This window comes from Pseudaquabacterium inlustre, from assembly GCF_038066595.1.
GTDB classification, from domain to species: Bacteria; Pseudomonadota; Gammaproteobacteria; order Burkholderiales; family Burkholderiaceae_C; genus Pseudaquabacterium; species Pseudaquabacterium inlustre.
Window position 1 is genome coordinate 507,503 of the sequence record NZ_JBBUTH010000010.1, and the last position, 24,431, is coordinate 531,933.

28 protein-coding genes and 1 pseudogene are annotated in these 24,431 nt (G+C 69.7%); 14 read left to right on the plus strand and 15 right to left on the minus strand.

The annotated features are described in order from the left end of the window. Positions 1-339 (minus strand): hypothetical protein, encoded by a 339-nt coding sequence (locus tag AACH10_RS22400; RefSeq protein WP_341412754.1) that lies wholly within the window; start codon positions 337-339, stop codon positions 1-3. Between the two features lie 77 nt (positions 340-416). Here AACH10_RS22400 and AACH10_RS25365 point away from each other — a divergent pair. Continuing rightward, positions 417-812, plus strand: a pseudogene (locus AACH10_RS25365) (GNAT family N-acetyltransferase); the annotation flags it as partial. A 147-nt stretch (positions 813-959) separates the two neighbouring features. On the opposite strand, the gene AACH10_RS22410 reads toward AACH10_RS25365, so the two are convergent. Beyond that, positions 960-1,886 carry a LysR family transcriptional regulator gene (locus AACH10_RS22410; RefSeq protein ID WP_341412756.1) on the minus strand — a complete coding sequence of 309 codons (927 nt, stop codon included), beginning with the start codon at positions 1,884-1,886 and terminating at the stop codon, positions 960-962. 124 nt (positions 1,887-2,010) lie between these two features. On the opposite strand from AACH10_RS22410, the gene AACH10_RS22415 reads away from it, so the two are divergent. Further along, positions 2,011-2,670, plus strand: coding sequence for a glutathione S-transferase family protein (locus tag AACH10_RS22415; RefSeq protein WP_341412757.1), 660 nt, complete (start codon positions 2,011-2,013; stop codon positions 2,668-2,670). Positions 2,671-2,715: 45 nt separating this feature from the next. Then, positions 2,716-3,537 carry a CmcJ/NvfI family oxidoreductase gene (locus tag AACH10_RS22420; RefSeq protein WP_341412758.1) on the plus strand — a complete coding sequence of 274 codons (822 nt, stop codon included), beginning with the start codon at positions 2,716-2,718 and terminating at the stop codon, positions 3,535-3,537. 28 nt (positions 3,538-3,565) lie between these two features. On the opposite strand, the gene AACH10_RS22425 is transcribed toward AACH10_RS22420, so the two are convergent. From AACH10_RS22425 to AACH10_RS22455, 7 genes are all read right to left on the minus strand, one after another. Beyond that, positions 3,566-3,994 (minus strand): nitrogen fixation protein NifQ, encoded by a 429-nt coding sequence (locus tag AACH10_RS22425; protein WP_341412759.1) that lies wholly within the window; start codon positions 3,992-3,994, stop codon positions 3,566-3,568. Between the two features lie 16 nt (positions 3,995-4,010). Then, positions 4,011-4,316, minus strand: coding sequence for a ferredoxin III, nif-specific (fdxB, locus tag AACH10_RS22430; protein WP_341412760.1), 306 nt, complete (start codon positions 4,314-4,316; stop codon positions 4,011-4,013). A gap of 12 nt (positions 4,317-4,328) precedes the next feature. Beyond that, positions 4,329-4,535 carry a CCE_0567 family metalloprotein gene (locus AACH10_RS22435; protein ID WP_341412761.1) on the minus strand — a complete coding sequence of 69 codons (207 nt, stop codon included), beginning with the start codon at positions 4,533-4,535 and terminating at the stop codon, positions 4,329-4,331. Between the two features lie 27 nt (positions 4,536-4,562). Then, positions 4,563-5,051 (minus strand): NifX-associated nitrogen fixation protein, encoded by a 489-nt coding sequence (locus AACH10_RS22440; RefSeq protein WP_341412762.1) that lies wholly within the window; start codon positions 5,049-5,051, stop codon positions 4,563-4,565. Beyond that, positions 5,048-5,464, minus strand: coding sequence for a nitrogen fixation protein NifX (gene nifX, locus AACH10_RS22445; protein WP_341412763.1), 417 nt, complete (start codon positions 5,462-5,464; stop codon positions 5,048-5,050). The genes AACH10_RS22440 and nifX overlap by 4 nt, the downstream gene beginning before the upstream one ends. A gap of 31 nt (positions 5,465-5,495) precedes the next feature. Further along, positions 5,496-6,923: a nitrogenase iron-molybdenum cofactor biosynthesis protein NifN gene (gene nifN / locus AACH10_RS22450; protein WP_341412764.1), complete on the minus strand. Its 1,428-nt coding sequence runs from the start codon at positions 6,921-6,923 to the stop codon at positions 5,496-5,498. 158 nt (positions 6,924-7,081) lie between these two features. After that, positions 7,082-7,390, minus strand: coding sequence for a DUF2322 family protein (locus tag AACH10_RS22455; RefSeq protein WP_341412765.1), 309 nt, complete (start codon positions 7,388-7,390; stop codon positions 7,082-7,084). A 142-nt stretch (positions 7,391-7,532) separates the two neighbouring features. Here AACH10_RS22455 and AACH10_RS22460 point away from each other — a divergent pair, with 142 nt between their 5' ends. Further along, complete coding sequence (locus AACH10_RS22460; RefSeq protein ID WP_341412766.1) at positions 7,533-8,789, plus strand: GGDEF domain-containing protein; 1,257 nt, start codon at positions 7,533-7,535, stop codon at positions 8,787-8,789. Here the strand turns inward: AACH10_RS22460 and nifE are convergent. Next, positions 8,740-10,197 carry a nitrogenase iron-molybdenum cofactor biosynthesis protein NifE gene (gene nifE, locus AACH10_RS22465; RefSeq protein WP_341412767.1) on the minus strand — a complete coding sequence of 486 codons (1,458 nt, stop codon included), beginning with the start codon at positions 10,195-10,197 and terminating at the stop codon, positions 8,740-8,742. The genes AACH10_RS22460 and nifE overlap by 50 nt on opposite strands. Before the next feature lie 301 nt (positions 10,198-10,498). Between nifE and AACH10_RS22470 the strand changes: the two genes are divergently transcribed. Genes AACH10_RS22470 through AACH10_RS22480 form a run of 3 tightly spaced genes read left to right on the plus strand, consistent with a single transcriptional unit; the run spans position 10,499 to position 13,931 of the window. Continuing rightward, positions 10,499-12,001 (plus strand): methyl-accepting chemotaxis protein, encoded by a 1,503-nt coding sequence (locus tag AACH10_RS22470; protein WP_341412768.1) that lies wholly within the window; start codon positions 10,499-10,501, stop codon positions 11,999-12,001. A gap of 57 nt (positions 12,002-12,058) precedes the next feature. After that, a complete protein-coding gene (locus tag AACH10_RS22475) occupies positions 12,059-13,660 on the plus strand; it encodes a DUF2779 domain-containing protein (RefSeq protein ID WP_341412769.1) in 1,602 nt (533 codons plus the stop codon). A 25-nt stretch (positions 13,661-13,685) separates the two neighbouring features. Further along, a complete protein-coding gene (locus tag AACH10_RS22480; protein WP_341412770.1) occupies positions 13,686-13,931 on the plus strand; it encodes a hypothetical protein in 246 nt (81 codons plus the stop codon). A gap of 16 nt (positions 13,932-13,947) precedes the next feature. Here AACH10_RS22480 and AACH10_RS22485 read toward each other — a convergent pair whose 3' ends face one another. From AACH10_RS22485 to nifH, 5 genes are all read right to left on the minus strand, one after another. After that, the gene (locus tag AACH10_RS22485; protein WP_341412771.1) at positions 13,948-14,202 is read right to left on the minus strand and encodes a hypothetical protein; all 255 of its coding nucleotides are present in this window, start codon (positions 14,200-14,202) and stop codon (positions 13,948-13,950) included. Next, on the minus strand, positions 14,199-14,519 hold the full coding sequence (locus AACH10_RS22490; RefSeq protein WP_341412772.1) for a hypothetical protein: 321 nt from the start codon (positions 14,517-14,519) through the stop codon (positions 14,199-14,201). Before AACH10_RS22490 ends, AACH10_RS22485 begins: the two co-directional genes overlap by 4 nt. 74 nt (positions 14,520-14,593) lie before the next feature. Next, the gene (gene nifK, locus AACH10_RS22495; protein WP_341412773.1) at positions 14,594-16,153 is read right to left on the minus strand and encodes a nitrogenase molybdenum-iron protein subunit beta; all 1,560 of its coding nucleotides are present in this window, start codon (positions 16,151-16,153) and stop codon (positions 14,594-14,596) included. Between the two features lie 21 nt (positions 16,154-16,174). Beyond that, positions 16,175-17,635 (minus strand): nitrogenase molybdenum-iron protein alpha chain, encoded by a 1,461-nt coding sequence (nifD, locus tag AACH10_RS22500; RefSeq protein ID WP_341412774.1) that lies wholly within the window; start codon positions 17,633-17,635, stop codon positions 16,175-16,177. A gap of 96 nt (positions 17,636-17,731) precedes the next feature. Continuing rightward, a complete protein-coding gene (nifH, locus tag AACH10_RS22505; RefSeq protein WP_341412775.1) occupies positions 17,732-18,610 on the minus strand; it encodes a nitrogenase iron protein in 879 nt (292 codons plus the stop codon). Positions 18,611-18,946: 336 nt separating this feature from the next. Here nifH and AACH10_RS22510 point away from each other — a divergent pair, with 336 nt between their 5' ends. Genes AACH10_RS22510 through AACH10_RS22540 form a run of 7 tightly spaced genes read left to right on the plus strand, consistent with a single transcriptional unit; the run spans position 18,947 to position 24,393 of the window. Further along, the gene (locus AACH10_RS22510; protein WP_341412776.1) at positions 18,947-19,402 is read left to right on the plus strand and encodes a group II truncated hemoglobin; all 456 of its coding nucleotides are present in this window, start codon (positions 18,947-18,949) and stop codon (positions 19,400-19,402) included. Continuing rightward, entirely contained in the window at positions 19,399-19,992 is a 594-nt protein-coding gene (locus tag AACH10_RS22515; protein WP_341412777.1) for a hypothetical protein, read from the plus strand. The genes AACH10_RS22510 and AACH10_RS22515 overlap by 4 nt, the downstream gene beginning before the upstream one ends. Positions 19,993-20,016: 24 nt before the next feature. Then, positions 20,017-20,841, plus strand: a complete 825-nt coding sequence (locus AACH10_RS22520) for an NAD(+)--dinitrogen-reductase ADP-D-ribosyltransferase (RefSeq protein WP_341412778.1) — start codon at positions 20,017-20,019, stop codon at positions 20,839-20,841. Further along, a complete protein-coding gene (gene draG, locus AACH10_RS22525) occupies positions 20,831-21,745 on the plus strand; it encodes an ADP-ribosyl-[dinitrogen reductase] hydrolase (RefSeq protein WP_341412779.1) in 915 nt (304 codons plus the stop codon). Before AACH10_RS22520 ends, draG begins: the two co-directional genes overlap by 11 nt. Then, complete coding sequence (locus AACH10_RS22530) at positions 21,738-23,468, plus strand: nitroreductase family protein (RefSeq protein ID WP_341412780.1); 1,731 nt, start codon at positions 21,738-21,740, stop codon at positions 23,466-23,468. The genes draG and AACH10_RS22530 overlap by 8 nt, the downstream gene beginning before the upstream one ends. Further along, the gene (locus AACH10_RS22535) at positions 23,465-23,938 is read left to right on the plus strand and encodes an ankyrin repeat domain-containing protein (RefSeq protein WP_341412781.1); all 474 of its coding nucleotides are present in this window, start codon (positions 23,465-23,467) and stop codon (positions 23,936-23,938) included. Before AACH10_RS22530 ends, AACH10_RS22535 begins: the two co-directional genes overlap by 4 nt. Then, the gene (locus tag AACH10_RS22540) at positions 23,935-24,393 is read left to right on the plus strand and encodes an ArsC/Spx/MgsR family protein (protein ID WP_341412782.1); all 459 of its coding nucleotides are present in this window, start codon (positions 23,935-23,937) and stop codon (positions 24,391-24,393) included. The genes AACH10_RS22535 and AACH10_RS22540 overlap by 4 nt, the downstream gene beginning before the upstream one ends. Positions 24,394-24,431: the final 38 nt, after the last annotated feature.

Consider the following 24,431-nt stretch of genomic DNA (forward strand, 5'->3'; position numbering starts at 1 on the left):
TCAGGGCTTGAAGTTGAACAGTGCCGGTTCGGCGCGCTGGTACACGCGCAGCCACGACAGCGTGGCCGGCACCAGCGACCGCGCGGCAAACCACGCCGCCTCGTCGCCGGCCAGCGCGGGCGAGCCCAGGGCCAGCATCACGGTGCGCCAGCCGGGCCAGTCCAGCTCGGGCATCTGGGCTTGCACGGTGGCGGGCAGCGCTTCCAGCGTGTCGGCCATGGTGGCGAGCAGGCGGCGCACTTCCTGGCGCGTGAGGCGCGAGCGGCAGAACTCGAGCTCCTCGAGCCCGTCCACCAGCACCAGCACCCCTTCGCCCGACTGCTGGATGAGCTGGAGCATGGCGGCGGTGATCATCATGGCCGGCGGCCATGCAGGTTCCGGGCCTGACAGGCCGGTGGCGCGTCCATGAGGTGCGCATGAGGCGCCAGATCAGCGGCCCGGGCTTCACGCTGCGCCCGCCGCAGGCCGGCGATGCCGAGGCCGCGTTCCAGCGCTGGGCGGCCGACGTTCAGGTGTTGCGCTGGCTGGGCTGGCGGGCGCACACCCACCCCGACCAGACGCGCCAGCAGCTGGCCTGGGACGAGGCGCGCTGGCTGAAGAAGAGCGCCTACACCCGGATGCTGCTGCCCGCCGGCGAGCGCCAGCCGGTGGGCCTGGTGCAGCTGCAGCCGCAGCAGCTGGACGGCCGCGCCCACCACCTGCGCCTGGGCTTTGTGCTGGCGCGCGGCTGGCAGGGCCGCGGCCTGATGCGCGCGGCCGTGGCCTGCGTGGGCGAGCAGGCTTTTGCCGAGGCGCCCGGGCTGTGGCGCATCGACGCGCTGTGCGATGTGGACAACCAGCCGTCGGCGCGCCTGCTGCAGGCCGCGGGCTATGCCTGCGAGGGCCGCCTGGCGCGCATGCTGATGCACCCCCAGGTGAGCGACACGCCGCGCGATGTGTGGCTGTACGCGCGCTGCCGATCAGGCCGAAGCGGCGTCGGTGGCGCTGCCCGCGACCGAAAGCGCCTCGGCCAGGTAGTCCAGCAGTGCGCGGTTGCGCGTGATGCGCAGCCGCTCGGGCGTGGTGACGGCGGTGATGCGTGTGCCGAAGCTGGTGACCGGCGTCCACTCGGGCAGCACGCGCTGCAGCCGGCCATCGGCCAGGGCCTCGGTGCACAGGTAGTCGGGCAGCTGGGCGATGCCCAGGCCGGCCAGCGCGGCCTCGGCCACGGCCTCTGGATTGTTCGCGTGGAAGCGCCCACGCACCCGTACCGGCTGCACGCGGCCGCCATCGTTCAGGCGCCAGGCGTCGTCGGCGCTTTCGCGCCAGTAGCACATGCACACATGGCTGGCCAGCGCGGCCGGCTCGGTGGGCGTGCCGGCCGCCGCCAGGTAGGCCGGCGTGGCCACCAGCACCCAGCCCACGCTGGCCAGTGGCCGCACCACCAGGTCGGGCGAGGGGTGGGTGGTCCAGCGCAGCGCCAGGTCGATGCGCTCGTCGGCGATGTCCATCATGCGGTCGGCCAGCAGCAGTTCCACCTCGATGCCCGGGTGCCGCTGCAGGAACGCCGGCAGCTGCCGTGCCAGCACCTTCTGACCCCAGGACACCGGCGCGGTGAGGCGGATCTGCCCGCTGAGTTCGGCGCGCAGGTCGCGCAGCCGCTCCTCGGCCTGGGCCACCTCCACCAGCGCGCGGCGGGCGAAATCGAGATACGCCTCGCCGGCGGGGGTGAGTGCCACGCGGCGTGTGCTGCGGCTGAACAGCGTGGCCTTGATCTCGGCCTCCAACTGCGCCACGCGCTTGCTCACCACGCTCTTGGTGACGCCCAGGTCATCGGCCGCGGCCGTGACGCCACGGCGCTCGGCCACGCGCACAAAGGCCGCCAGCATGTCGGTGGAAATACCCATGATTGTTTCCAGTGGGGCGACAAACCGTTCGCATTCAACCAGCTGATTTGCGCCAGATCAATCCATAGACTGGCCGCCAGGCGGTCGATGAGCCGCTGCCCACATCCAACCCTGGAGACATGCCATGACGATGAAGGTGTACGCCGACCCGATCACGGTCAACTGCCGCAAGGTGCTCGCCGGTCTCGACCTGATGGGCGCACCGTTCGAGCTGGCCCATGTGGACTACTTCAAGGGCCAGCAGAAGGAGCCGGCCTACACCGCCATCAACCCGAATGCCGCGCTGCCGGCCCTGGTGGACGGCGACCTGGTGCTGTGGGAATCGAACGCCATCCTGCAATACGCCGCCGACAAGATCGGCAGCGAGCGCACCTACCCGCGTGACCTGGCGCAGCGCGCCGACATCAACCGCTGGCTGCTGTGGGAGGCGGCGAGCTGGTTTCCCAGCTGCTACGTGTTCCTGGTGGAGAACTGCGTCAAGCCGCTGCTGGGCGGTGCGCCCGATGCGGCGGTGCTGGACGCGCAGCTGGCGCAGTTCCACAAGCTGGCCGGCATCCTGGATGCGCGCCTGGCCGACCGCGCCTACGTCACCGGCGACACCGCCACCATCGCCGACATCGCGCTGGCCGCGCCGATGCACCTGCACGGCTGGCAGCGCCTGCCGCTGGCCGACCACCGCCACCTCACGCGCTGGCTGACCGAGCAGATCGAGCCCATGCCGTGCTGGGAGAAGACCTGGGTCGGCGAGGGCTTCACGCTGCAGCGCCCGGCCCTGGCGGCCTGAGCCCGGCCGGCCCGATCCATCCACGCGCCACCCTCACTGCCCACCATGCCCGAAGCCCCTCGCAGCGTGCGCGCCACGCTGAACTACACCGTCGACAACGGCATCCCGCCGGACTACTGGTTCTACGAGCCCGATGCGTCGGTGAAGAAGAACCCGCCCGGCACCGATGTGCGCGAGGTGGCCATCCACGACGGCTGGCCGCAGGTGGCGCAGTTCTCGCTGGACCGCGAGGGCTTCGAGCTGCATGACTTCGAGGGCCGCTTCGACCAGTTCGACGACGACGACTCGATCGCGCGGCAGTTCTACCCGCAGGTCATCGCGCACGTGAAGGCGCACACCGGCGCCAAGCGCGTGGTGGTGTTCGACCACACCATCCGCAAGCGCCTGCCGGCCGACCTGAGCCAGCAGACCACGGTGCAGCGCCCGGCCGTGCTGCTGGTGCACAGTGACTACACCGAGCGCAGCGGCCCGCAGCGCGTGCGCGATGTGCTGCCCGACGAGGCCGACACACTGCTGCAGCGCCGCGTGGCCTTCTACAACGTGTGGAAGCCGCTGTACCAGCGCGTGGAAGAGCTGCCGCTGGCCATGTGCGACGCCACCACGCAGCAGGACGGCGACCTGCTGCGCATGAACCTGAACTACCCCGATCGCACCGGCGAGATCTATGTGCTGCGCCACTCGCCGCAGCACCGCTGGATCTACTTTCCTCAGATGCAGGCGCACCAGGCCCTGCTGCTGAAGACCTACGACTCGGAGACCGACGGCCGCGCGCGGTTCATGGGCCACAGCGCGTTTGAAGACCCCACGACGCCGCCCGGCGCGCCCAAGCGCGAGAGCATCGAGGTGCGCACGATGGCCTTCTTCTGAGCGCCCGGGCCGCGCCCTTGCGCCGCGGTCACTCCGGCCCGAAGCAGGCGGCGTGGTCGCTGCACACGGCGCAGCTCGGTGACTTGCAGACGAAGATCTCCTCGCGCTCGCACAGCTGCTTGTAGAGGAACTTCTTCCACTTCATGTCGCGGTCGTTCTTGGCCGCGAGCCGCGCAAACCAGTGCCGCATCAGCGCGGTGAGCTCGGCGCGCGCGGGCAGCTGCAGGTCCTGCCACAGGTGGTCGTCGCCCAGGCAGGCCACGGCCACGGTCTCGGCCATCGCGGCGATGGCTTCGGGCGTGCCGGCGGTGGGCTCGGCATGTTCCAGCAGCAGGGCGCGCACGTCGTCCACCTCGTCGTCGCGCGTGGCGCGGCGGCCGAGGGCCAGGGCCACGGGCCGGGCGCTGGCACCCGGCGGCGCGGTCATGAACGGGGTGATCGGCAGCCGGGCGTTCATGGCCGTGCCTGGCGCATCACACCGCCGCGGCGGCGTGGGTGTAGCACTTCTTCGGGCAGATCTTGGCGCAGGCGGTGCAGCCGATGCACATCTCCTGGTGGGCGATGGTCATCACCTTCTTCTCGTATTCGCCGTCGTCGTCATCGTCGTCGCCCACGGCCACGCGGTGGCCCTCGTCGTCCAGGCCCACGAGTTCGAGCACGCCGCGCGGACACACCCGGAAACAGCGGCCGCAGCCGATGCACTTCTCCTCGTTGATGGCCTGCACGAAGGTGGGCGTCCAGGTCTCGCCCGAGGGCATCGTGATGCTGAAGTTGCTCATGCCCGCGCTCCTTCAGGCGGTGGCCGCCGCCAGCCGGGCGCGGGCGGCGATCAGTGCCGCATGCGCCTCGTGGGCCTGCTTGGCCACGTCGGGGATGCGCTCCCAGTTGGTGGGCAGCTCTTCGCTCAGGTCGTGCAGGTCCATCTTGGCCTGCGTGGCCTTGGCGTTGAGCTTCTTGATCTCGGCCTTCAGGGCGTCGACATCGATGGCGTCGCTCATGGCAGTGCGCTCCGTTGTTGAAAAGGCTCAGGCCCCGTAGGTGGCCACGTCCTTGTAGGTCTCGACCATCGTGATGCCTTCGGTCACCAGCTTGTTGCCGGCCTCGGCCAGCTTGGCCAGGCTGGGGTAGCCGAAGCGGTGCACGTCGCGCAGGTGGCGGTTCACCACGATCAGCCGGCCGGTGGTGAGCACGGTGCGGCCAAAGCCTTCGTGGCTCATCTTGGTCATCGGGCTGACCATGCACTTGGTGGCCTTCTCGATGCACAGGCCCACGGCGTTGTGGAACAGGTCCAGCCGCCACAGCGTCTCGGGATCGGGGTCGCCCATGATGGGCATGGCGCGGCGCTGCTCGGCGGTGAGGATGTAGGGCTCGAGCAGCTTGGCGTCGCTCTTGCCTTCCCAGGTGCCGTGGGTGTCCTGTGCGCGGATCTGCTTGATCAGTTCACGCACGAACGGATCGCCCAGCAGTTCCTCGTCGGTGGGGGTGGGCTTCTCGGCCACGGTGGCGTCGGTCATGGTTTCACTTCCTCGTCGTCGGTGTCGAAGTCATGGTTGCGCTCCTGGCCCTTGGCCAGGGCCTTGCGCAGCCAGGGTGGCGGCGTGCCTTGCAGCACCACCTGCAGCTTGTCCAGGATGTCCATGATCGGTTCGGGTGAGGTCACCTTCACCGGGTGGATCTTGTGCGCCACCACGCGCGCCGCGGCGCTGCCGCCGATGGCGGCCACGTAGACGATGGCGCAGTCGCCGATGGCCTCGAGCTTGGGCGCCAGCTTGTCCTCGTTGCCGTCCTCGGCCAGGTCTTCACCAAAGCCGAAGTCCTGCACGAACTTGTAGCCGGTGGCTTCGATCTCGTAGACGGCCAGGTGCTTGGCCCAGCCGAAGTGCGCATCCACGCGCTGCTGGTCCTGCGTGGCGAAGGCGACTTTCATGGCTTCTCCTGCGTCGGGTGGGGGAATGGGGTCAGGCCTCGGCCGGGTCGGTGGACTCGGCTTTCGGCATGCGGCCGATCTGCGCGCTGACGAAGGCCTCGGCCGGCGGCCGTGCGACCTCGATGGCCGCTGGCGGCAGCGGCCAGTCGTCGGGCCCGTGGTGCGGGATCTGCGTGATGAACTGGTTGCCCAGCTCGTAGACGAAGTTGCGGCTGCCGCGGTAGCACACATGGCAGGTGTGCGCGTTGCCGATGCGGTCGAAGATCGGAATGCCCAACCGGAACAGCGGCTTGTTCAGCCGCTCGGCCGCTTGTCGCCCATGGGCGTGCGTGACCAGCAGGTCCACGTCGGCGGCCTGGGCCAGGCGTTCGAAGTCTTCGAGGTCGCCGATCACCACCTCGCTGCACGGCATGCCCGCCAGCACCGGGCTGGGCGTGGTGGTGATGGCCACGCTCAACTCGGCGCCCATCTCGGTGAGAAAGTGCCCGGCCGCACACAGCAGGTCGGGTTCGGCGCCCAGCGCCACCTTCTTGTGGCCGAAGTGGAAGTGGCCGTCCAGCATCGCGTCCACCAGCTGGCTGCGCTGGCGCTTGAGCCTGGCCGGCACCGGCTTGCCGGCCAAGGCGGCCAGCTTCATCACGAAGGCATCGGTGGCGCTCAGGCCGGTGAGCCGATCGAACAGCGTGTAGGCCACGCCGCACTGGCTCTTGAGCTGCTCGGCGGCGCCGCGCATCTGCTCGCCGATGGCGATGCAGTGCTCGGCCGAGCCCAGCGTGCGCAAGGCTTCGAGCGCCGTGCCGCCCAGCGTGGTGCCCAGCCAGTCGTCGGGGATGTGGCCGTCGAGCGAGCCCGACACATCGGGCGCGAACACCGGCTCCAGGCCGAAGCGCTCGACGATGTCGCGCAACTCCTCGATGTCACCGGGGTTCAGGTGGCCGCCGGGCAGGATCGCGATGCGGCCCTTGACCACGGGCTGGTCGGGCAGGGCCAACTGGCGGATCAGGCCCTTCACCGCGGCGGCCCAGCCGTCCTGGAAGGCGCCCACATAGTCGGGCGTGCTGATGTAGACCAGCGCCGTGTCGGCCACCTCGGGGTGGCGCTGTTGCACCAGTTTCAGGTAGCCCTCGACATCGTCGCCCTTGGTCTCGGTGAGGCCGGTGGAGCAGATGGCGATGACGGCCGGCTTGGCGCGCTGGCGGATGTTGAGGATGGCCTTCTCGACGTTGTCGAAGCCACCCATGATGGTGGTGGCCTCGTTCATCGCCGTGGTCTGCAGCGGGATGGCCTCCTTGAAGTGCCGCACCAGCAGCACCAGGCCGAACGAGGTGCAGCCCTGGCTGCCGTGCATCACCGGCATGCAGCCGGCCAGGCCCATGAACGCGTAGGCGGCGCCCAGCGGCTGGCTCATCTTCAGCGGGTTGACCGCGCAGGACTTCTTGCTCTCGCTGACCAGGGCCATGGACATGCTCCGACACAAGGGGCTTTCGGAGCAGTCATTGCAGTTTCGGTGCCAGCGCAGGCGGGCGCGCAAACGCCCGTCAAATCAAGCACTTGGCGCGTCGCGCCAGGTGCAAGGCGCGGCGTCGGTTTGCGACAAACGCGACGGCGCGGCGCCGTTCAGGCCGGTACCAACGCCACGCGCAGCGGTGCGGTCAGCGCCAGCAGGCGGTCGATGTTGGGGTGCTTGCCCGGAAAGGCCTGCGCATCGGCGGTGTGCTCGGCATACAGCGCCAGGCCTTCGGCAGCGGCGGCCGGCGTGATCGATCCGCCGTGGCGCTGCGCCAGCGCGTGGTACACGCGCAGCGAGCCGGCCTGGCCGGGCTTGTTCTCCAGCGTGGCCACCACGGTGCCGCCGGCGTCGATCAATTGCAGTGCGGCCAGGTGGCTGACGTCGGGCAGGGTCGGGAGGATGTCGGCGAAGGGCATGGGGCAGGGCGCTGTGCAGTGGATGAGGGCCGAGACTGTAGCGGCATGGCGCGTGGCCCGGCATCCGCGGGTTTCACCGGCCCAGACAGGCCAGACAGGCACCCGGCCCGCGCCAATAATGGGCCGGCCGCCCGCCCAGCCCATGGATCCGCAGACCGTCATCTTCGTGCTCGCACTGAACCTCATGTCGGTGGGCACGCTGCTGGCGCTGATCGGCCGCCGCATGGACCAGGCGCAGGGCATGCGTGGCTATGCCAGCGGCACCATCGTGTTCGGCCTGGCCTACCTGCTGCGGCTGGGCACGGGCCACCGGCACACCAGCCTGATGAGCGTCCTGCCCGACACGCTGATGGTGCTGGCCACGTTGCTGTTCGTGGTTGGATTGCGCCAGTTCGTGGGCCTGTCGGCGCTGCGTCCGCGCGCCATCGCCGCGGCCACGGCCCTGTATGTGGCGGTGTGGCTGGTGGCCTGGTGGGGCTGGCAGGAGCCCGGCCGCCATGTGGTGCTCAACGGTGCCCTGGCCATCAACTACCTGCTGCTGGCCGCGATGGCCTGGCGCGGCATCCGCCGCGTGCCGGGCAGCATGTCGCTCTCGCTGGCGGTGCTGTCCGGCGTGATCGGCCTGCTGGGCGTGGCCACTGCGCTGCGCGTGTTCCTGGTGCTGACCGGCGGCATCGCGCCCTTGTTCAGCGGGCCGACGGCGGCGGTGTACTACGGCTACTCCACCTTCGTCACGGTGGTGCTGGGGCCCAATCTGCTGTGGATGGTGTTCCTGCGTCTGAATGGCCGTCTGGCGCAACTGGCCACCCACGATCCGCTGACCGGGCTGCTCAACCGCCACGGGCTGGACGAGGCGCTGCGGCGTCACTTCGCCGCCCGGCCCCCGGCGCCGCTGGTGCTGTGCCAGTTCGACATCGACCATTTCAAGCGCGTCAACGATCTGCACGGCCACGCCACCGGCGATGCGGTGCTGCGCGGCGTGGCCGACACGCTCACGGCGCAGGTGCGCGGCAGCGACTTCGTGGCGCGCCTGGGTGGCGAGGAATTCCTGGTGGGCTGTGTGGGCGGTGCCGAACCCGCGCTGGCGCTGGCCGAGCGGGTGCGCGCCGCGGTGGCGCGGCAGGCGCATGGGCTGGCGCAGGGGGGTGTGCTGCACTGCACCCTCAGTGCCGGCGTGTCGCCGCCGTTCAGCCATGCGCAGCACTGGGAGGCCGCGCTGCGGCTGGCCGACGAGGCGCTGTACCGCGCCAAGTCCGAAGGCCGCGACGCCGTGCGCGTGGCCCGGGCTGCGCCGGGCTGGGAGGCTGCGGCCGCCCCGTCCGATGCGTCGGCCGAATCCTCGGCCGATGTCAAGCCGGCGCCGCCTCCGCCGCCAGCTGCTCCGCGCTCTGCGCCTTGAGCAGGCTGTCCTCCGCGTCCCAGGGCGCGGGCTTGCGCACCTCGGCCCACATCGGGTTGTGCAGCGCCTTGTCGATCTCTTCCACCATGGTCACCATGCCCTCGTAACCGGCAAAGGCGTGGTGGCGTTCCTGGTTGATGTCCATCCAGGGCATGCGGGCCTTCAGCGCCACGAACTGGCTGCGGCCGCCGCTGAGCATGATGTCGGCCTGGGCGTCGCGCAGCATGGCGTACATCTGGCGCGGCGTCATGTCGTCGATCATGTGGGCGTCGGCCTCTTCCGCGCTGCCGAACAGGGCCTTGAGCTTGTCCTTGTCTTCCTTGGTGCTCTTCTTCACGCTGGTGCCCACCACCTCCAGGCCGGCCTCCTGCAGCGCGCTCACCACGCTCCAGCTCTTCACGCCGCCGGTGATCAGCAGCACCTTCTTGCCGGCCAGGCGCTCGCGGTAGACGCGGATGCGCTCCCAGGCGCGGGCCTCTTCCACGGCGATCAGCGCCTCGGTGCGCGCCTTCAGTTCCGGGTCGGCACCGGCCTGGATCAGCAGCCGGGCGATCTCGCGTAGCGTCTCGCTCATGTCGCCAATGCCGTAGAAGCTGCCCTCGAAGTACGGGATGCCCCAGCGCTTCTCCATCTTGGTGGCGATGTTGATCATGCTCTTGCTGCAGACCATCATGTTGGCCTTGGCGCGGTGGGCGCTGGCCACTTCCTTGTAGCGCCCGTCGCCGCTGATGCAGCTGAGGATGCGCACGCCCAGCGCGTCGAGCAGCGGCTTGATCTGCCACAGCTCGCCGCTGAGGTTGTACTCGCCGATGATGTTGATGTCGTAGGGCGTGGTGAAGTCGGGCTCGAGGGTGCCCACCACATGGTCGAGCAGGGCCTCGGCGCCCAGCTTGTTGCCCAGGTTCTTGGGGCCGGCAAAGCCCGGCGCGTTCACCGGAATCACCGACAGGCCGAACTTCTCAGTGGCGCGCTTGCACACGGCCTCGATGTCGTCGCCGATCAGCGCGGTGACGCAAGTCTGGTACACGAAGATCGCCGGCGGGTTGACCTTCTCCATGATCTCGCGCACGGCCTTGAACAGGCGCTTCTCGCCGCCGTAGATCACGTCCATCTCGCCGATGTCGGTGGTGAAGCCGGTGCGGTAGGTGCTGGCGCCGCTGCTGGCCGAATGGCGGTTGTCCCAGCTGTTGCCTTCGCAGGCGATGGGGCCGTGCACCAGGTGCGCCACGTCCACGATGGGCTGCAGCGCGATCTTGGCGCCGTCGAAGGCGCAGCCGCCGGCCGCGGCGCCGGGCGTGAGCTGCTTGGTGCAGCCCTTCTTGCGCTCTTTCTCGCTCTTGCCCTGGTTCTTGTCGCAACCGGGCTCGTCGAACACTTCGGCGATCTTGGCGTTGAGTGAGGCAGACATCACGCTCTCCTGTCGGATGGGGCTGGCCCGTGGCCCGTTGCACGATCGGTGCCAGTGCGTCGGGCTGGCACGCCGGTGTCGCGCGCTGCCACACGGCCGGCGGCAGTGCGCCACCTGGGGCGATGGCTTGCGCACTGGCGTGGCAGCGCTTGTCACAGCCTGGCGCTGCGGTGTGCGCATTTCGTCCGCGATGTGCCGGCCGCGGTGGCGAAGTGGAGGTTTCCCGACAAACCCTACAGCGTTTACCCACGGTTCATGCCATGGGGGCCCGGGCCGATAAGCCGCTGGAGGACGCCTGCCCATGCAACTTGCCCGTTTGTTCCGTATCCCTGGTACCACGCGTGCCGCGCTGTCGTCGATCATCGACGGCAGCGGCACCCTCAGCGCCAAAGTGCTCCCCATCACACCGCTGGGCTTTGCCGCGTCGCGCTTTCTGGAACGCATCCGCGGCCTGGTGCTGGTGGCGCGCGGCAACAGCATCGAGACGGCCATCAACGTGGCCCAGCTGAAGAAGCAGGTGGACCTGAGCGCCGCGCGCGCCACGCAGCAGTGCGCCGATGCGGTGGCGCTGACCGAGGCGGCACGCCGCGTCACGCAGCTGTCCGACGGCATGGACCGCGACGCGGCGGTGATCGACGAGGTGGCCGCGCGCAACCTGGACGCGGCGGCGCAGTCGATGGCCGAGCTGGCCGCGGTGCGCGAGCGCATGGCCCAGATCGATGCCACCGTGGCCGACTTCAACCACACCGTGGCCGAGCTGGCCGAGGGCGCCAAGGCCATCGCCAACATCGGCCAGGTGATCCGCACCATCGCCATGCAGACCAACCTGCTGGCACTCAATGCCGCCATCGAGGCCGCGCGCGCCGGCGAGTCGGGCCGCGGCTTCGCCGTGGTGGCCAAGGAGGTGCGCGGCCTGGCCGAACGCGTGAACGCCGAGACGCGCGAGATCGGCGAGCGCAGCGCCAAGATGCAGGAGCTGGTGGCCACCACCGCCGCCGGCACCCAGCGCATCAGCAGCGGTGTGGCCGAGACGGTGCGCGAGGTGGGCAGCACCAGCGAGCGCTTCGAGGCCTTCATGACCGACTTCCGCGGCATGGCCGACACGGTGCGCGGCATCGTCGGATCGATCGGCGAACTGGCGGCGGTGAACCGCGACATGAACCACCGCATCGAGGCCGTGGCTGGATCGGCGCAGCAGGTGAACGCGATGATGACCGATGCCACCGGCCGCATGGACGAGCTGCGCCAGAACTGCGAGGTGGTGCAGGGCGCGCTGGCCGAGTTCCGCACCGGGCGCACCACCTTCGACGCGCTGGTGGATGCCGCCAGCGGCCTGCGCGACCGCACGGCCGGCATCCTGGCCAGGCACCTGGCGCGTGGCGCCAATGTGTTCGACCAGCAGTACCAGCGCATCCCCAACAGCGATCCGCCGCGCTTCACCACCGGGTATGACCAGGCCGTGGAGCCTGAACTGCAGGCCCTCTACGACCAGCTGCTGGCTTCGCTGCCAGGCTGCGTGTATGCGCTGGCCGTGGACAACCAGGGCTACGCCCCGGCGCACAACAAGGCCTTCTCCAACCCGCCCAGCGGCGACCGCGCCACCGACCTGGCCAAGTGCCGCCACAAGCGCATCTTCGACGACCCGGTGGGCGTGAAGCTCGCCAGGAACCAGCAGCGCTTCCTGTTCCAGACCTACCTGCGCGACACCGGCGAGGTGATCAACGACCTGTCGATGCCGATCTTCCTGAACGGCCGCCACTGGGGCGCGGTGCGCGTGGGCTTCGACAGCGACAAGCTGCGCTGAGCCGCTGAGGCGCTGAGCGGACCAGCCGCGTGCACGGGCTTTGCTAGCCCGTGCGGCATGCACGCGTCCACCGTCACCGCCGCCGATCCCCCGTTCGCCCAGGCCGACTGGCTGGACACCGACGACCTGCTGCGCTGGCGCCAGTGCGCGCGCCGCTTCTGGTGGCAGCGCCGGGCCCAGGGTGCCGCGGCCGATGGCCCGATGGCCGACGATGGCCAGCCCCACCCGCTGGGCGCTGCCGAGGGGCCTGTGGGCGCCGCCGTGGGCCAGGCCCTGCGTGCCAACCACCCGATGGGGGTGGAGATCGCGGCACCCGCCGACCCGCTGGACGAGGCGGGCTGGGCCCAGGCCGTGCGCGCCACCGCAGCAGCGCTGGATGCCGGCGTGCTGGCGGACGAGGCCGGCGCCATCGTGGGGGCCTGCCTGGCCAGCGACGACGGCGTGCGTGTGCGCGTGGATCTGCTGGCGCCGGGCGACCGCGGCGCGGGCGGCCTGCGCGTGCTGCGCCTGCGCCATGCCACGGCCGGCAGCGAGGCCGATGTGGACGCGGCCGCGCTGTGGGCGCATGTGGCCGCGCGCAACGGCCTGCGCCTGCAGGGCGTGGCGTTGCGGCTGGTGGACACCGACTTCGTCTATCCCGGCCACGGCCTGTACGCGGGCCTGTACCGCGACAGCGACCTGCTGCCCCGCCTGGGCAGCCGCGCGGTGGCCAGCTGGTTGGTGGCCATGCGCCAGTGCGCGCGTGGCCCGCAGCCCGCCGCCGCACCCGGTGCGCACTGCGGTGGGCCGCAAGCCTGCCCCTGGCGTGGCCGCTGCGACGCGGCCCCGCCGGAGCCCGAGCCGCTGCCGGTGGACGCCGTGGCCGTGCTGGGCCGCGAGACCGCTGCACGGCTGCAGGCGCAGGGCATCGAGCGGCTGGGCGACCTGGACGCCGAACAGGCGCGGGCGCTGCTGCCCGAGCCGCGCCAGCACCGCGCCTGGCAGGCCGTGCTGCAGGGTGCACCGGTGATCGAGCCGGCGCTGGGCGCGCGGCTGCGCGCCATGCCCTGGCCGCGACGCTGGCTGCGCATCGACACGCTGGGCTATGCCGTGCCGGTGTGGGCCGGCACGCGGCCCTACCAGGCGCTGCCGTTCCAGTGGACGCTGGCCGAAGAGACCGCACCCGGCCAGCTGCAATGGCATGACCATCTGGCCAGCCCCGGCGCCGACCCGCGCCGCGCCTGGGCCGCCTCGCTGCTGGCGGTGGCCGCCAGCGTGCCGGGCGAGACCGGCCCGGTGTTCGCCTACAACGCCGGCTTCGAGCGCAACCGCCTGGCCGAGCTGGCGGCGCAGTTCGACGACCTGGCCCCGGCCCTGCTGGCGCTGCAGGCGCGCATCGTGGATCTGTACCCGCTGATGCGCGCCCACGTGTACCACCCAGCCATGCGCGGCGCCTGGTCGTTTCGCGCCGTGGCCGAGGCCTTCGTGCCCGAGGCGGGCGGCCATCGCTTCGACGATGCCCATGCCGGCTCCACCGCCGAGGCCATGGCGCTGGCCCTGCATCCGGGCACGCCAGCACCGGTGCGTGAGGCCTTGCGTGGGGCCTTGAAGGCCTGGGGGCGGCGGCAGGTGCAGGTGCTGCGGGGGCTGACCGCGCGGTTCGAGGCGGTGGGCGGCTGACGGCCCAGGCCCGACAATCAGGTCCATGAAGACCTACGACATCGAAGTGCAGCGCCTGAAGGCCCTGCGCCATGACAAGGGCGTGTTCGAGATCAAGCTCGATGCGCTGGTGCTGCCGCGCAACCCGCGCGACGACAACGACGATCCCAACCCGGGCAGCTGGCTGCGCCTGCCGGTGGAGCATGCCCGCGCGCTGCAGTCGCTGCTCAAGCAGCAGATTGCCGAGCTCGACAAGCTCAACCCGCGCAGCCGCCGCTCGGGCCGCTGCTGAGGCCGCGCGCCGGCGCTCAGGAATCCGACAGCGCGTCGGTGGCGACGAGCTGGTCGCGCAGTGCCAGGCGCGCCTTCCAGCCCACGCCCTGCCAGGCCGGCTCGGCATCGTTCTCGAAGGCCAGGATGGCGCTCATCTCGTCCTGCCACAGCCGCAGCTCGCAGTCGGGCACGCCGCCCTGGGCGTCCATCTTGCGCTGCAGGTCCTCGGCGTCGAAGGCGAACCAGGCGCGCGGGTCGGCGCCCTCGGGCAGCTCCAGCACGTAGATCATTCGGCGCCTTCGGCGAACACCTTCTGCCACACCGCGTGGCGCATGCGCTCGGCCACCGCGTGCGCGCTGCCGTCGAAGCGGTCCTGCATGCGGCGCAGCGCGCCCTGGGCGGTGGAGGCCTCGGCCAGCGTCAGTGCGATGCGCCCGGCCATGTGTGTGGCCTTGGGGTGCACCTTCAGGATGTTGGCGCGGTTGGGGTGCTCGTCGAGCACCACCAGTTCGCGCGTCTCGGGCACACCGGCCAGGCACACCCAGCCGTCGATCACCTCGACCTGCCGGCCATCCAGCGTTTCCTTGACGAACACGGCTTCGGTCATGGGGGAATCTCCGGTGATCTTGGAAATGATGGCTCGCCAACCGGGCCAGCCCGGGCGGGCTGGCCCTGTTTGGCTCACCTGATGATGTCGTACGAGTAGTCGGTCTTGCTGGGGACGATGGTGTTCGCGTCCAGCGTCTCGAAGAACTCGTCCAGGAACATCGTCAGCAGCCGCAGGCCACCTTCATAGCCCCAGGTGGGGTAGCGGTGGTAGTGGTGGCGGTCGAAGATCGGGAACACCAGGCGGATCAGCGGCACGCCGGTGTCGCGCTCCAGGTACTTGCCGTAGGTGTTGCCGATCAGGAAGTCCACCGGCTCGGTGTGCAGCAGGCTGCGCATGTGCCACAGGTCGCGCTTCGGGTAGGCCTTGCAGTCCTTGCCGAAGGGGCTGGCGTCGAACACCTTCTGCAGCTTGGCGGCCCAGTCGTCGGTGCCGTTGGTGGCCAGCACGTGGGTCGGCTCGGCACCCAGTTCCAGCAGGAACTGGGCATAGCCGATCATCTGGTCCGGGTCGCCGTACAGCGCGTACTTCTTGCCGTGCAGGTGGGCCTGGCTGTCGGCCATGGCGTCCACCAGCTGGCCGCGCTCCTTCTCCAGCTGCGCGGGCACCGGCTTGCCGGTCAGGCGGCTGATGGCCATGATGAACTCGTCGGTGCCGGCCACGCCCACCGGGGCGTTCAGCACCACGACTTCCTGGCCCTTCTCGGCGATGTACTTGGTCGTCTTCTCGCAGCAGTACTCCTGGAAGACGATGGTGGCCTTGGCGTTCAGCGCGGCTTCCACCTGCGCCTTGGTCGTGCCGCCCTCGTACATGCGGAACTCACCGTCGGTGGGCGTGTTCCACACCTCGCTGGGGTCGCAGATGATGGTGTAGTCGGCGCCGAACAGGTCGAAGATGCGGCGGATCTCCTTCATGTTGCCCACGACGAAGCCGTCGAAGCCACCGATGAAGTTGATGCTGTCGTTGGGCTGGCGCTCGAGCGCGGGGGCCGTGCCGGCCTTGCCGTCCCAGAAGTGCTTGAGCACCCCCAGCAGCGCGTTGTCGTAGCCGGTCACGTGGCTGCCCACGAAGGCCGGCGTGTGCGCGAAAGGCACGTCGAACTCGGCGGGGATCGAGCCCTTCTGCTTGCTGTTCTTGATGAACGCGTCCAGGTCATCGCCGATCACCTCGGCCATGCAGGTCGTGCTCACCGCGATCATGTCGGGCTTGTACAGGCTGTAGGTGTTGGCCAGGCCGTCGATCATGTTGTTCAGGCCGCCGAACACGGCTGCGTCTTCCGTCATCGACGAGCTGACGCAGCTGGTGGGCTCCTTGAAGTGGCGGCTGAAGTGCGAGCGGTAGTACGCCACGCAGCCCTGGCTGCCGTGCACGAAGCTCATGGTCTTGGCGAAGCCGTTGGCCACGTACACCGCACCCAGCGGCTGGCAGGCCTTGGCGGGATTCACCACCAGGCTGTCGCGGGCGAAGTTCTTCTCCTTGTATTCCTTCGACTTGGTCCAGTCGCGGATCTCGGCGATCTTGCCGTCGGCGTGGTTGAACTCGAACTCACCCTTCTTGTCGGCGAAGAGCTTCTGGTACTCGGGCTCACGGAACAGCAGTTCGTGGTCGAGGATCTTGTCGGCTGATTGAGGCATGGTGTTTCTCCGTTCAGGGGGTCACTTCTTCCACGGGGCGTTCTTCGCCAGGCCCCAGATCGGGCTGGAGATCGCCATGTCCATGTCACGGGCGAAGATGGCGAAGCCGTCGTAGCCGTGGTACGGACCCGAGTAGTCCCAGCTGTGCATCTGGCGGAAGGGCACGCCCATCTTCTGGAAGACGTACTTCTCCTTGATGCCCGAGCCGACCAGGTCAGGCTGCACGGCGTCGACCAGCTTCTCGAACTCGTAGCCGGTCACGTCGTCATAGATCAGCGTCGCGTCCTTCACGTAATGGGTCGTGCGCTGGTAGTCGTCGTTGTGGCCGAACTCGTAGCCGGTGCCCACCACTTCCATGCCCAGGTCTTCGTACGCGCCGATCACGTGGCGCGGACGCAGGCCGCCGACGTACAGCATGACCTTCTTGCCTTGCAGGCGCGGCTTGTACTTGTCGATCACGGCCTGCGTGAGCGGCTTGTACTTGGCGATGACTTCCTCGGCCTTGGCCTTGATGGTGTCGTCGAAGTGGCTGGCGATCTCGCGCAGGCTCTTCTCGATCATCGTCGGGCCGAAGAAGTTGTACTCGACCCAGGGCACGCCGTACTTCTCTTCCATGTGCCGGCTGATGTAGTTCATCGAGCGGTAGCAGTGCAGCACGTTGAGCTTGGCCTTGGGGGTGTTCTCCAGCTCGGCGATGGTGCCGTCGCCCGACCACTGGGCGATGACGCGCAGGCCCATCTCCTCCAGCAGGATGCGGCTGCTCCACGCATCGCCACCGATGTTGTAGTCGCCGATGATGGCCACGTCGTACGGGGTGGAGACGAACTCGGGACGCTTGTTGGGGTCGGTCTTGTCGAACACCCAGTCACGGATCGCGTCGTTGGCGATGTGGTGACCCAGCGACTGGCTCACGCCGCGGAAACCCTCGCAGCGCACCGGCACGATGGTGTGGCCGTCGTATTCCTTGGTCTTCTTCTTCGACACCGCCTCGATGTCGTCGCCGATCAGACCGATCGGGCACTCGCTCTGGATCGAGATGCCCTTGTTGAGGGGGAACAGCTCCTGGATCTCGTCGATGATCTTGTCGAGCTTCTTGTCGCCACCGAACACGATGTCCTTTTCCTGGAAATCGCTGGTGAACTGCATCGTCACGAAGGTGTCGATGCCGGTGGTGCCGATGTAGTAGTTGCGGCGGGCGGCCCAGCTGTACTGGCCGCAGCCCACCGGGCCGTGCGAGATGTGGATCATGTCCTTGATCGGACCCCACACCACGCCCTTGGAGCCGGCGTACGCGCAGCCGCGGATGGTCATCACCCCGGGCAGCGACTTGATGTTGCTCTTGACGCCGCAGTCGGGCTTGCCTTCTTCGTACTGGCCCAGGTGCTTGGCGCGGCGCTTGGCCATCTTCTCGGGATAGGCCTTCAGAACCTCGTCGATCAAGGCCTTGTTCGCGGCCTTGCGCTCTTCAACCGTCATGCTCATGGTGATGCTCTCCGTCAGCGGGGGATTCGATGCAGGCCGGGCCGCCGCGCAGCCCGGCCGGATGCCGCCGATCGGCGGCGTCGCTCAAGCGATGGGTCAGGCTGCGGCAGCCGCCGTGATGCCGACCTGGCTCTCGTCGATGGCCTTCATGATCCCGTGCTCCATCAGCAGGTCTTCCAGCTCGTCCATCGTGATGGGGGTGGGGATGGTGCCGTTGCCGGCGTTGTTGTGCACCTTCTGGGCCAGGGTGCGGTACTCGGCAGCCTGCTTGCTGTCCGGTGCGTACTCGATCACCGTCATGCGGCGCAGTTCGGCGTGCTGCACGATGTTGTCGCGCGGCACGAAGTGGATCAGCTTGCTGCCCAGCTTGCCGGCCAGCGACTCGGCCAGTTCCAGTTCCTTGTCGGTCTGGCGCTCGTTGCACACCAGGCCGCCCAGGCGCACGCCGCCCGAGTTGGCGTACTTCAGAATGCCCTTGGAGATGTTGTTGGCCGCGTACATGGCCATCATCTCGCCCGACATCACGATGTAGATTTCCTGGGCCTTGTTCTCGCGGATGGGCATGGCGAAGCCGCCGCACACCACGTCACCCAGCACGTCGTAGCTGACGTAGTCCACGCCGTCGTAGGCGCCGTTCTCTTCCAGGAAGTTGATCGAGGTGATCACGCCGCGGCCGGCGCAGCCCACGCCCGGCTCGGGGCCGCCCGACTCCACGCAACGGATGTCGCGGTAGCCGATCTTCATCACGTCCTCGATCTCGAGGTCCTCCACCGAACCGGCTTCAGCGGCCAGCGACAGGATGGTGTCCTGGGCCTTGGCGTGCAGGATCAGGCGGGTGGAGTCGGCCTTGGGGTCGCAGCCGACGATCAGGATCTTCTGACCCATTTCGGCCAACGCGGCCAGGGTGTTCTGCGAGGTGGTGGACTTGCCGATGCCACCCTTGCCGTAGAAGGCGATTTGACGAAGCTTGGACATTTCAGTTCTCCAGTTGTCGAACGTTGAAGCGGGGTTGTTGACGAGACACGATTCACAAACCACGGACCCGCTGCGGGAGGGGTCACGCGTCACGAAATCCTTGCCGCCTTCGGTGCCGGTATGGGTCTTCTTCGAAGCGTCCTTGGGGTCAGCCAGAGGGTCCGCGCACCGACCTCTTCGCAACCGCCGTGCCAGCCTGCTTGATGGGGCTCAAGTGCTTGATTCCATGGGGAAAACAGGCACTTTCTTGGCTGTGGCAGGGCGCGTCGGAAATTGTTCGAAAGCCGACAAATCAGGGTGGTACGACTGTTGCTGGTGTGGGGCATGACCATGCCGATGCCCACCCCCACCACGGTTGCTGCGGCCCCCGCACCCAACGCCCACTATGTGCGGCTTGGCGGCCACGAGGCCGTGGTGCAGCTGGTCGATGCCTTCTACCGCGCGATGGACACGCGGGCTGATGCCGCGGTCATCCGCGCCATGCACGAGCCCGACCTGTCGGCCACGCGCCGCGTGCTCGTGAGCTACCTGTCTGAATGGATGGGCGGCCCGCGCCAGTACACCCCCGAGCGCGGCGCGCCCATGCTGCGCCGGCGCCACCAGCCCTTCGACATCGACGCCAGCGCGCGCGATGCCTGGATGGCCTGCATGCGCCAGGCCATGGACGAGATCGGTGTCGAGCCCGGCCTGCGCGCCGAGCTGGATGCGGCCTTCTGGAAGGTGGCCGACTTCATCCGCAACACCGAAGCAAAACCTTTCCCCACCCCCCCCACCAGGACTGATCGATCATGAGCCTCACCATCCAGGACACCGTGTTGGGCCGCCTCGAGGCGGAAGGCCGCCTGCTCAACAGCGTGCTCAAGGCCCCCACGCACAAGCCGGGGCGCTTCGGCTTCCGCGGCGACATCGCGCTGAAGTTCCAGGCCAAGATGGCCGACGAGGCGCGCCCGCCCGAGCTCAGCTCGGACCAGGTGATCGCCGTGGCCCACCAGGGCGAGCCGTACCTGGCCTTCATGGCCGGCTTTCTGCTGAGCTTCGAGTCGATCGCGCTGCTGGCCGAGGTGATGGGCGATGCGCTCAGCCCCAAGGGCAAGTACTTCCTGTTCGTAGACAACATCGACATCAGCAAGAAGTACGAGGTCGACTACGGCGGCGCCACCTTCTACGTGCTGCCCATCGACGAGAGCACGGTCTACAACGAGCTGCTGCAGCTGCTGTACATCGAGAAGAACGACCTGAAGAAGCTGGACACCGCCGGCAAGACCGACGCCGTGGCCGACAAGGCGCTGGCCTTCTCGCAGAGCTTCCCGAAGCTCAGCTACGAGGAGGGCGTGAAGATCATGGGCCCCGTGCGCAACATCTATGAGAACAGGCCTGTCTGACGTCACGGCCTGACCGGCCGCGCCATGCGCGATGACCACGACCAACCGCACCGCTGGTACACCACCAACCTGGTGGGCGTGCCGGCGCCGGTGCTGGGTGGCGTGGCGTTCCAGGCGCACCCGGTGCGCTTGTCCATCGCCGGGGCGCGGGCGTCGCATGGCGGGCTCTTCAGCCTGCTCGATCGGGCCGGCGATGCGGCCGAGGCGCGCGAGATGTTCGGCCACTACATGAGCCTGGCCTTTGGCCTGCAACCCGCCGAGGGCTGCGTGGCCGAGCGCCGGCGCTGGAAGGTCAGCTACCTGAAGCTGCTGCAGGGCTGGGGCATGGACGCCAATGGCGCCGCCGGTGCGGTGCTCAAGGGCTGGGTGGAAAGCCGCTTCGGCCTGGTGCCCAGCTTCCACAAGGCGCCGCTGCAGCGCTTTCCGTCGCCGGCCTGGATCGGCTACCTCGAAGAGAAGGCCGCCAGCCGCTGGCACAACAACAGCATCTGGCAGCAGCTGGACCTGCTGTACGAGTTCTGCCAGTGGATGCTGGCGCGCTTTGCGCTGCTGCCCGAGGCCGTGGGCCCGCATGTGCGCCTGTGGCGCGGCAGCACGCGTGTGGAAGAGCAGCTGGTGCGTGGCACGCTGCGTGAGCGGCATTGCGTGGTGCGGCTGAACAACCTGGTGTCCTTCGCCCGCTCGCGCGAGGAGGCCGAATGCTTTGGCGACTGGGTGTTCGAGACCCAGGTGCCGCTGGCCAAGCTGCTGTTCGTGCCGGGCCTGGTCAAGGCCAGCCTGCTGCAGGGCGAGGCCGAGGTCATCGCCATCGGCGGTGACCATGTCGTGGAGGCGCGCTATGCGCTATGACCTCAACGATCCGGCTTTGCTCGACCGCGCGCTCGGCGCCTACCTGGGCCTGGCCATCGGCGATGCGCTGGGCGCCACGGTGGAGTTCATGACGCCGCGCGAGATTGCGCTGCGCCACGGCGTGCACCGCGACATCACCGGCGGCGGCTGGCTCAAGCTGGCGCCGGGCAAGGTGACCGACGACACCACGATGAGCCTGGCCCTGGGCGACGCGCTGATCGACGGCGCCGCCAGCGGCCGGCCGCACGATGCGCAGCTGATTGCGCAGGCCTTCGTGGCGTGGTGGCGCGGCAAGCCGGTGGACTGCGGCAACACCTGCCGCCGCGGCATCCTGCGCTTCATCCACGACGGCACGGTGGCCGGCCCGGTGAACGATGGCGACGCCGGCAACGGCGCGCTGATGCGCAACCTGCCCGCCGTGCTGGCCACGCTGCACGACGAGGCCGCGATGGCCCGCGTGTCGCTGGTGCAGGCCCATGTCACGCACCACAACCCGCTGTCGGACGCCGCGGTGCTGGGCCTGGGCGGCCTGGTGCGCGCGCTGATCCTGGGCGCCGATGCCGCCGCGGCGCAGGTGCAGATCGACGCGCTGGTGGCCGCGCAGCCGGCCTTCCGCTACACGCCCTACCGCGGCCGCGCCAGCGGCTTCGTGGTGGACACGGTGCAGACCGTGCTGCACTTCTTCACCCGGCACGCCGACATGGAGGCCGCCGTGGTGGCCACCGTGAACCAGGGCGACGATGCCGACACCACCGGCGCGCTGGTGGGCATGCTGGCCGGCGCGCGCTGCGGCGCGGCTGCGCTGCCACGGCGTTGGGTGCAGCGGCTGGAGCCGGCCGTGCGCGAGGCCATCACGCGCCAGACCACGGCCCTGCTGGCGCTGACCGAGGTGGCCCATGTCTGAGCTGGCCGACCCGGTGCGCGCCTACCACCAGCGCAGCAAGCATGCGCTGAACCGCTATGCCGCCGGCCCCGACACGCTGGACTGGGATGCCCAGCCCGACCCCTGGCGGCGCTGGGCCGGCGCGCCCTGGCAGGCCCTGCCGCTGCTGGCCGACGATGCGCTGCCGGCGCGCTGGCCCGGCTTGCACCGCCCCGGCGCCGTGCCGGCGCAGCCGTTGCACGTGAACAGCCTGTCGGCCTTGCTGGCCCTGGCCTTCGGCCTGGCGGCGTGGAAGACCCTGGGCCCCGACCGCTGGGCCGTGCGCTGCAATCCCAGCAGCGGCAACCTGCACCCCACCGAGGCCTATGTGCTGGCGCGTGGCGTGGCCGGCCTGGGCGATGGCCTGTGGCATTACACGCCGTGCGAGCATGGGCTGGAGCAGCGCGCCGCCTGGCCGGCCGATGCCGCCCAGCCGCCCGGGCTGTGGCTGGGCCTCACCAGCATCCACTGGCGCGAGGCCTGGAAGTACGGCGAGCGCGCGTTCCGCTACTGCCAGCTCGATGCCGGCCATGCGCTGGGCGCCGTGCGCTATGCCGCCGCACTGCTGGGCTGGCAGGCCCGCGTGGTGCCGGGCCTGGGCCATGCGCAGCTGGCCGCCTGGCTGGGCACCGACCGCGCGGTCGATTTCGGCTCGGCCGAGGCCGAGGAGCCCGAGCTGTTGCTGGCCATTGGCCCGGTCGATGCGGCCGCGCTGGGTGAGCCTGCCGGGCCGTGCGTGCCACTTTCCGCCTGGCAAGGCCACGCCAACCGGCTCGACCGCCATCCGATGTACCGCTGGCCGGTGATCGACACCGTGGCCCAGGCCACACGGCCAGTGGCGGAGGCGGGCGCACCGCTCGCGCCAATGGCCGCGGCCATGTCGGCGCCAGTGTCCGCGGCGATCCACGCCGCGCTGCCCATCGCCGACGACATCAGCGGCCCCAGCGCGCAGCAGCTGATCCGCCAGCGCCGCAGCGCCCAGCGCTTCGACCGCCAGGCGCGCATCGGCGCCTCGGCTCTGGCCGCCATCGCGCAGGCACTGCACACCGACCCGCAGCGCTCCGGCCTGCCGTGGGACGTGCTGGGCCACGCCGCGCCGCAGGTGCACCCGGTGTTCTTTGCCCACCGCGTCGATGGCCTGGCGCCCGGCGCCTATGTGCTGCCGCGCTCGGCCGCCGGCGAGGCGCTGCTGCGCGCGGTGCTGCCGGCCACGCTGGACTGGCGGCCGGTGGACTTGATCGCCTCACCCGGCGGCCCGCCCGCCCGGCTGTGGCAGCTGGTGGAAAACCCGGCGCTGGCCGGCACGCTGCGCACGCTGAACTGTCACCAGGCCCTGGGCTCCGACGCGGCCGTGGCGGTGGCCATGCTCGGCGCCTTCGACGCCCCGCTGACCGAACGTCCCGATGCCTATCGCCAGCTGCTGCGCGAAGCCGGCCTGTTGGGCCAGGTGCTGTACCTGCAGGCTGAAGCCCTGGGCCTGCGCGGCACCGGCATCGGCTGCTACTTCGACGACGCCGTGCACCAGCTGCTGGGCCTGGCCGACGGCGACACGCGGCTGCAAAGCCTGTACCACTTCACGCTGGGCCTGCCGGTGGCCGATGCGCGCATCGCCACCGATCCGCCCTATGCCCACCTCCATGTCAATGGCGAAGGCCAGCCGGGCCAGCCGGCCCGGCCGGTGCTGGGCCCCGAGGACTTCCGATGACCGACACCCTCGACCTCTCCACCCCCACGGCCACCAATCTGCCAGCCTGGCTGCAGGCCCACGGCTTTGCCGATGCCCACCAGCGCGGCCCGCACGGCAACACGCCGCTGATGCAGGCCGCCTGGCGTGGCGAGGCGGCCATCGTGGCCGCGCTGCTGGCCAGCGGCGTGGACCGCCATGCCGCCAACCACGACGGCAACACCGCGCTGTGGCTGGCCTGCGTGGCCAATGATCCGGCCCTGGTGGAACAGCTGGTGGCCGCCGGCCTGGACATCGACCACGCCAACCTCACCGGCGCCACCTGCCTGATGTACGCCGCCAGCAGCAGCAAGCCGGCCATCGTGGCGGTGCTGCTGAGCCTGGGCGCCGACCCGCTGCGCACCACGCAGGACGACTTCAGCGCGCTGGACATGGCCGCCAGCCTGGACTGCCTGCGCCTGCTGCGCGCGGCCACCCAGGGGAAGGCATGACCGACATCGTGTTCTACGAGAAGCCCGGCTGCGGCGGCAACGCCCGCCAGCGCGCCCTGCTGGAGGCGGCTGGCCACACGCTGCAGCGGCGCAACCTGCTCACCGCGCCGTGGACGCGCGACAGCCTGCTGCCCTTTCTGGCGCCGCTGCCGGTGGCGCAGTGGTTCAACCGCGCCGCGCCGCGCGTGAAGCGCGGTGAGGTCGTGCCCGAGGCGCTGGACGCCGAGGCCGCGCTGGCCCTGCTGCTGGCCGAGCCGCTGCTGATCCGCCGCCCGCTGATGCAGCGCCCCGACGGCGCGCGCCTGGTGGGCTTTGATCTCGCCGAGGTGGCGGCCTTCGTGGGCCTGTCGCCGGCCGATCCGGCCACGGCTGGCCCGGCCCTTGCGGGGGCCCTGGAAGGCTGCGCCGCCGCGCCCGGCGCCAAGCCCTGTCCCAGCCCCAGCCCCAGTCACTGAGCCGCGCCGCGCATCGATTCAACCTCCCGGAGCCCGCC

Bases quoted from the DNA above. Each gene is read 5' to 3' on its own strand.
- AACH10_RS22420 (WP_341412758.1), top strand. From the start codon at position 2,716: ATGCCCGAAGCCCCTCGCAGCGTGCGCGCCACGCTGAACTACACCGTC.
- AACH10_RS22455 (WP_341412765.1), bottom strand. From the start codon at position 7,390: ATGCCCTTCGCCGACATCCTCCCGACCCTGCCCGACGTCAGCCACCTG.
- AACH10_RS22515 (WP_341412777.1), top strand. From the start codon at position 19,399: ATGAGCCTCACCATCCAGGACACCGTGTTGGGCCGCCTCGAGGCGGAA.
- AACH10_RS22530 (WP_341412780.1), top strand. From the start codon at position 21,738: ATGTCTGAGCTGGCCGACCCGGTGCGCGCCTACCACCAGCGCAGCAAG.
- AACH10_RS22520 (WP_341412778.1), top strand. From the start codon at position 20,017: ATGCGCGATGACCACGACCAACCGCACCGCTGGTACACCACCAACCTG.
- AACH10_RS22460 (WP_341412766.1), top strand. From the start codon at position 7,533: ATGGATCCGCAGACCGTCATCTTCGTGCTCGCACTGAACCTCATGTCG.
- AACH10_RS22510 (WP_341412776.1), top strand. From the start codon at position 18,947: ATGCCCACCCCCACCACGGTTGCTGCGGCCCCCGCACCCAACGCCCAC.
- AACH10_RS22485 (WP_341412771.1), bottom strand. From the start codon at position 14,202: ATGATCTACGTGCTGGAGCTGCCCGAGGGCGCCGACCCGCGCGCCTGG.
- AACH10_RS22470 (WP_341412768.1), top strand. From the start codon at position 10,499: ATGCAACTTGCCCGTTTGTTCCGTATCCCTGGTACCACGCGTGCCGCG.
- draG (WP_341412779.1), top strand. From the start codon at position 20,831: ATGCGCTATGACCTCAACGATCCGGCTTTGCTCGACCGCGCGCTCGGC.
- AACH10_RS22410 (WP_341412756.1), bottom strand. From the start codon at position 1,886: ATGGGTATTTCCACCGACATGCTGGCGGCCTTTGTGCGCGTGGCCGAG.
- AACH10_RS22440 (WP_341412762.1), bottom strand. From the start codon at position 5,051: ATGACCGACGCCACCGTGGCCGAGAAGCCCACCCCCACCGACGAGGAA.
- nifH (WP_341412775.1), bottom strand. From the start codon at position 18,610: ATGTCCAAGCTTCGTCAAATCGCCTTCTACGGCAAGGGTGGCATCGGC.
- AACH10_RS22480 (WP_341412770.1), top strand. From the start codon at position 13,686: ATGAAGACCTACGACATCGAAGTGCAGCGCCTGAAGGCCCTGCGCCAT.
- nifK (WP_341412773.1), bottom strand. From the start codon at position 16,153: ATGCCTCAATCAGCCGACAAGATCCTCGACCACGAACTGCTGTTCCGT.
- nifE (WP_341412767.1), bottom strand. From the start codon at position 10,197: ATGTCTGCCTCACTCAACGCCAAGATCGCCGAAGTGTTCGACGAGCCC.
- AACH10_RS22475 (WP_341412769.1), top strand. From the start codon at position 12,059: ATGCACGCGTCCACCGTCACCGCCGCCGATCCCCCGTTCGCCCAGGCC.
- AACH10_RS22415 (WP_341412757.1), top strand. From the start codon at position 2,011: ATGACGATGAAGGTGTACGCCGACCCGATCACGGTCAACTGCCGCAAG.
- fdxB (WP_341412760.1), bottom strand. From the start codon at position 4,316: ATGAGCAACTTCAGCATCACGATGCCCTCGGGCGAGACCTGGACGCCC.
- AACH10_RS22540 (WP_341412782.1), top strand. From the start codon at position 23,935: ATGACCGACATCGTGTTCTACGAGAAGCCCGGCTGCGGCGGCAACGCC.
- AACH10_RS22435 (WP_341412761.1), bottom strand. From the start codon at position 4,535: ATGAGCGACGCCATCGATGTCGACGCCCTGAAGGCCGAGATCAAGAAG.
- nifX (WP_341412763.1), bottom strand. From the start codon at position 5,464: ATGAAAGTCGCCTTCGCCACGCAGGACCAGCAGCGCGTGGATGCGCAC.
- AACH10_RS22425 (WP_341412759.1), bottom strand. From the start codon at position 3,994: ATGAACGCCCGGCTGCCGATCACCCCGTTCATGACCGCGCCGCCGGGT.
- nifN (WP_341412764.1), bottom strand. From the start codon at position 6,923: ATGGCCCTGGTCAGCGAGAGCAAGAAGTCCTGCGCGGTCAACCCGCTG.
- AACH10_RS22535 (WP_341412781.1), top strand. From the start codon at position 23,465: ATGACCGACACCCTCGACCTCTCCACCCCCACGGCCACCAATCTGCCA.
- AACH10_RS22400 (WP_341412754.1), bottom strand. From the start codon at position 339: ATGCTCCAGCTCATCCAGCAGTCGGGCGAAGGGGTGCTGGTGCTGGTG.
- nifD (WP_341412774.1), bottom strand. From the start codon at position 17,635: ATGAGCATGACGGTTGAAGAGCGCAAGGCCGCGAACAAGGCCTTGATC.
- AACH10_RS22490 (WP_341412772.1), bottom strand. From the start codon at position 14,519: ATGACCGAAGCCGTGTTCGTCAAGGAAACGCTGGATGGCCGGCAGGTC.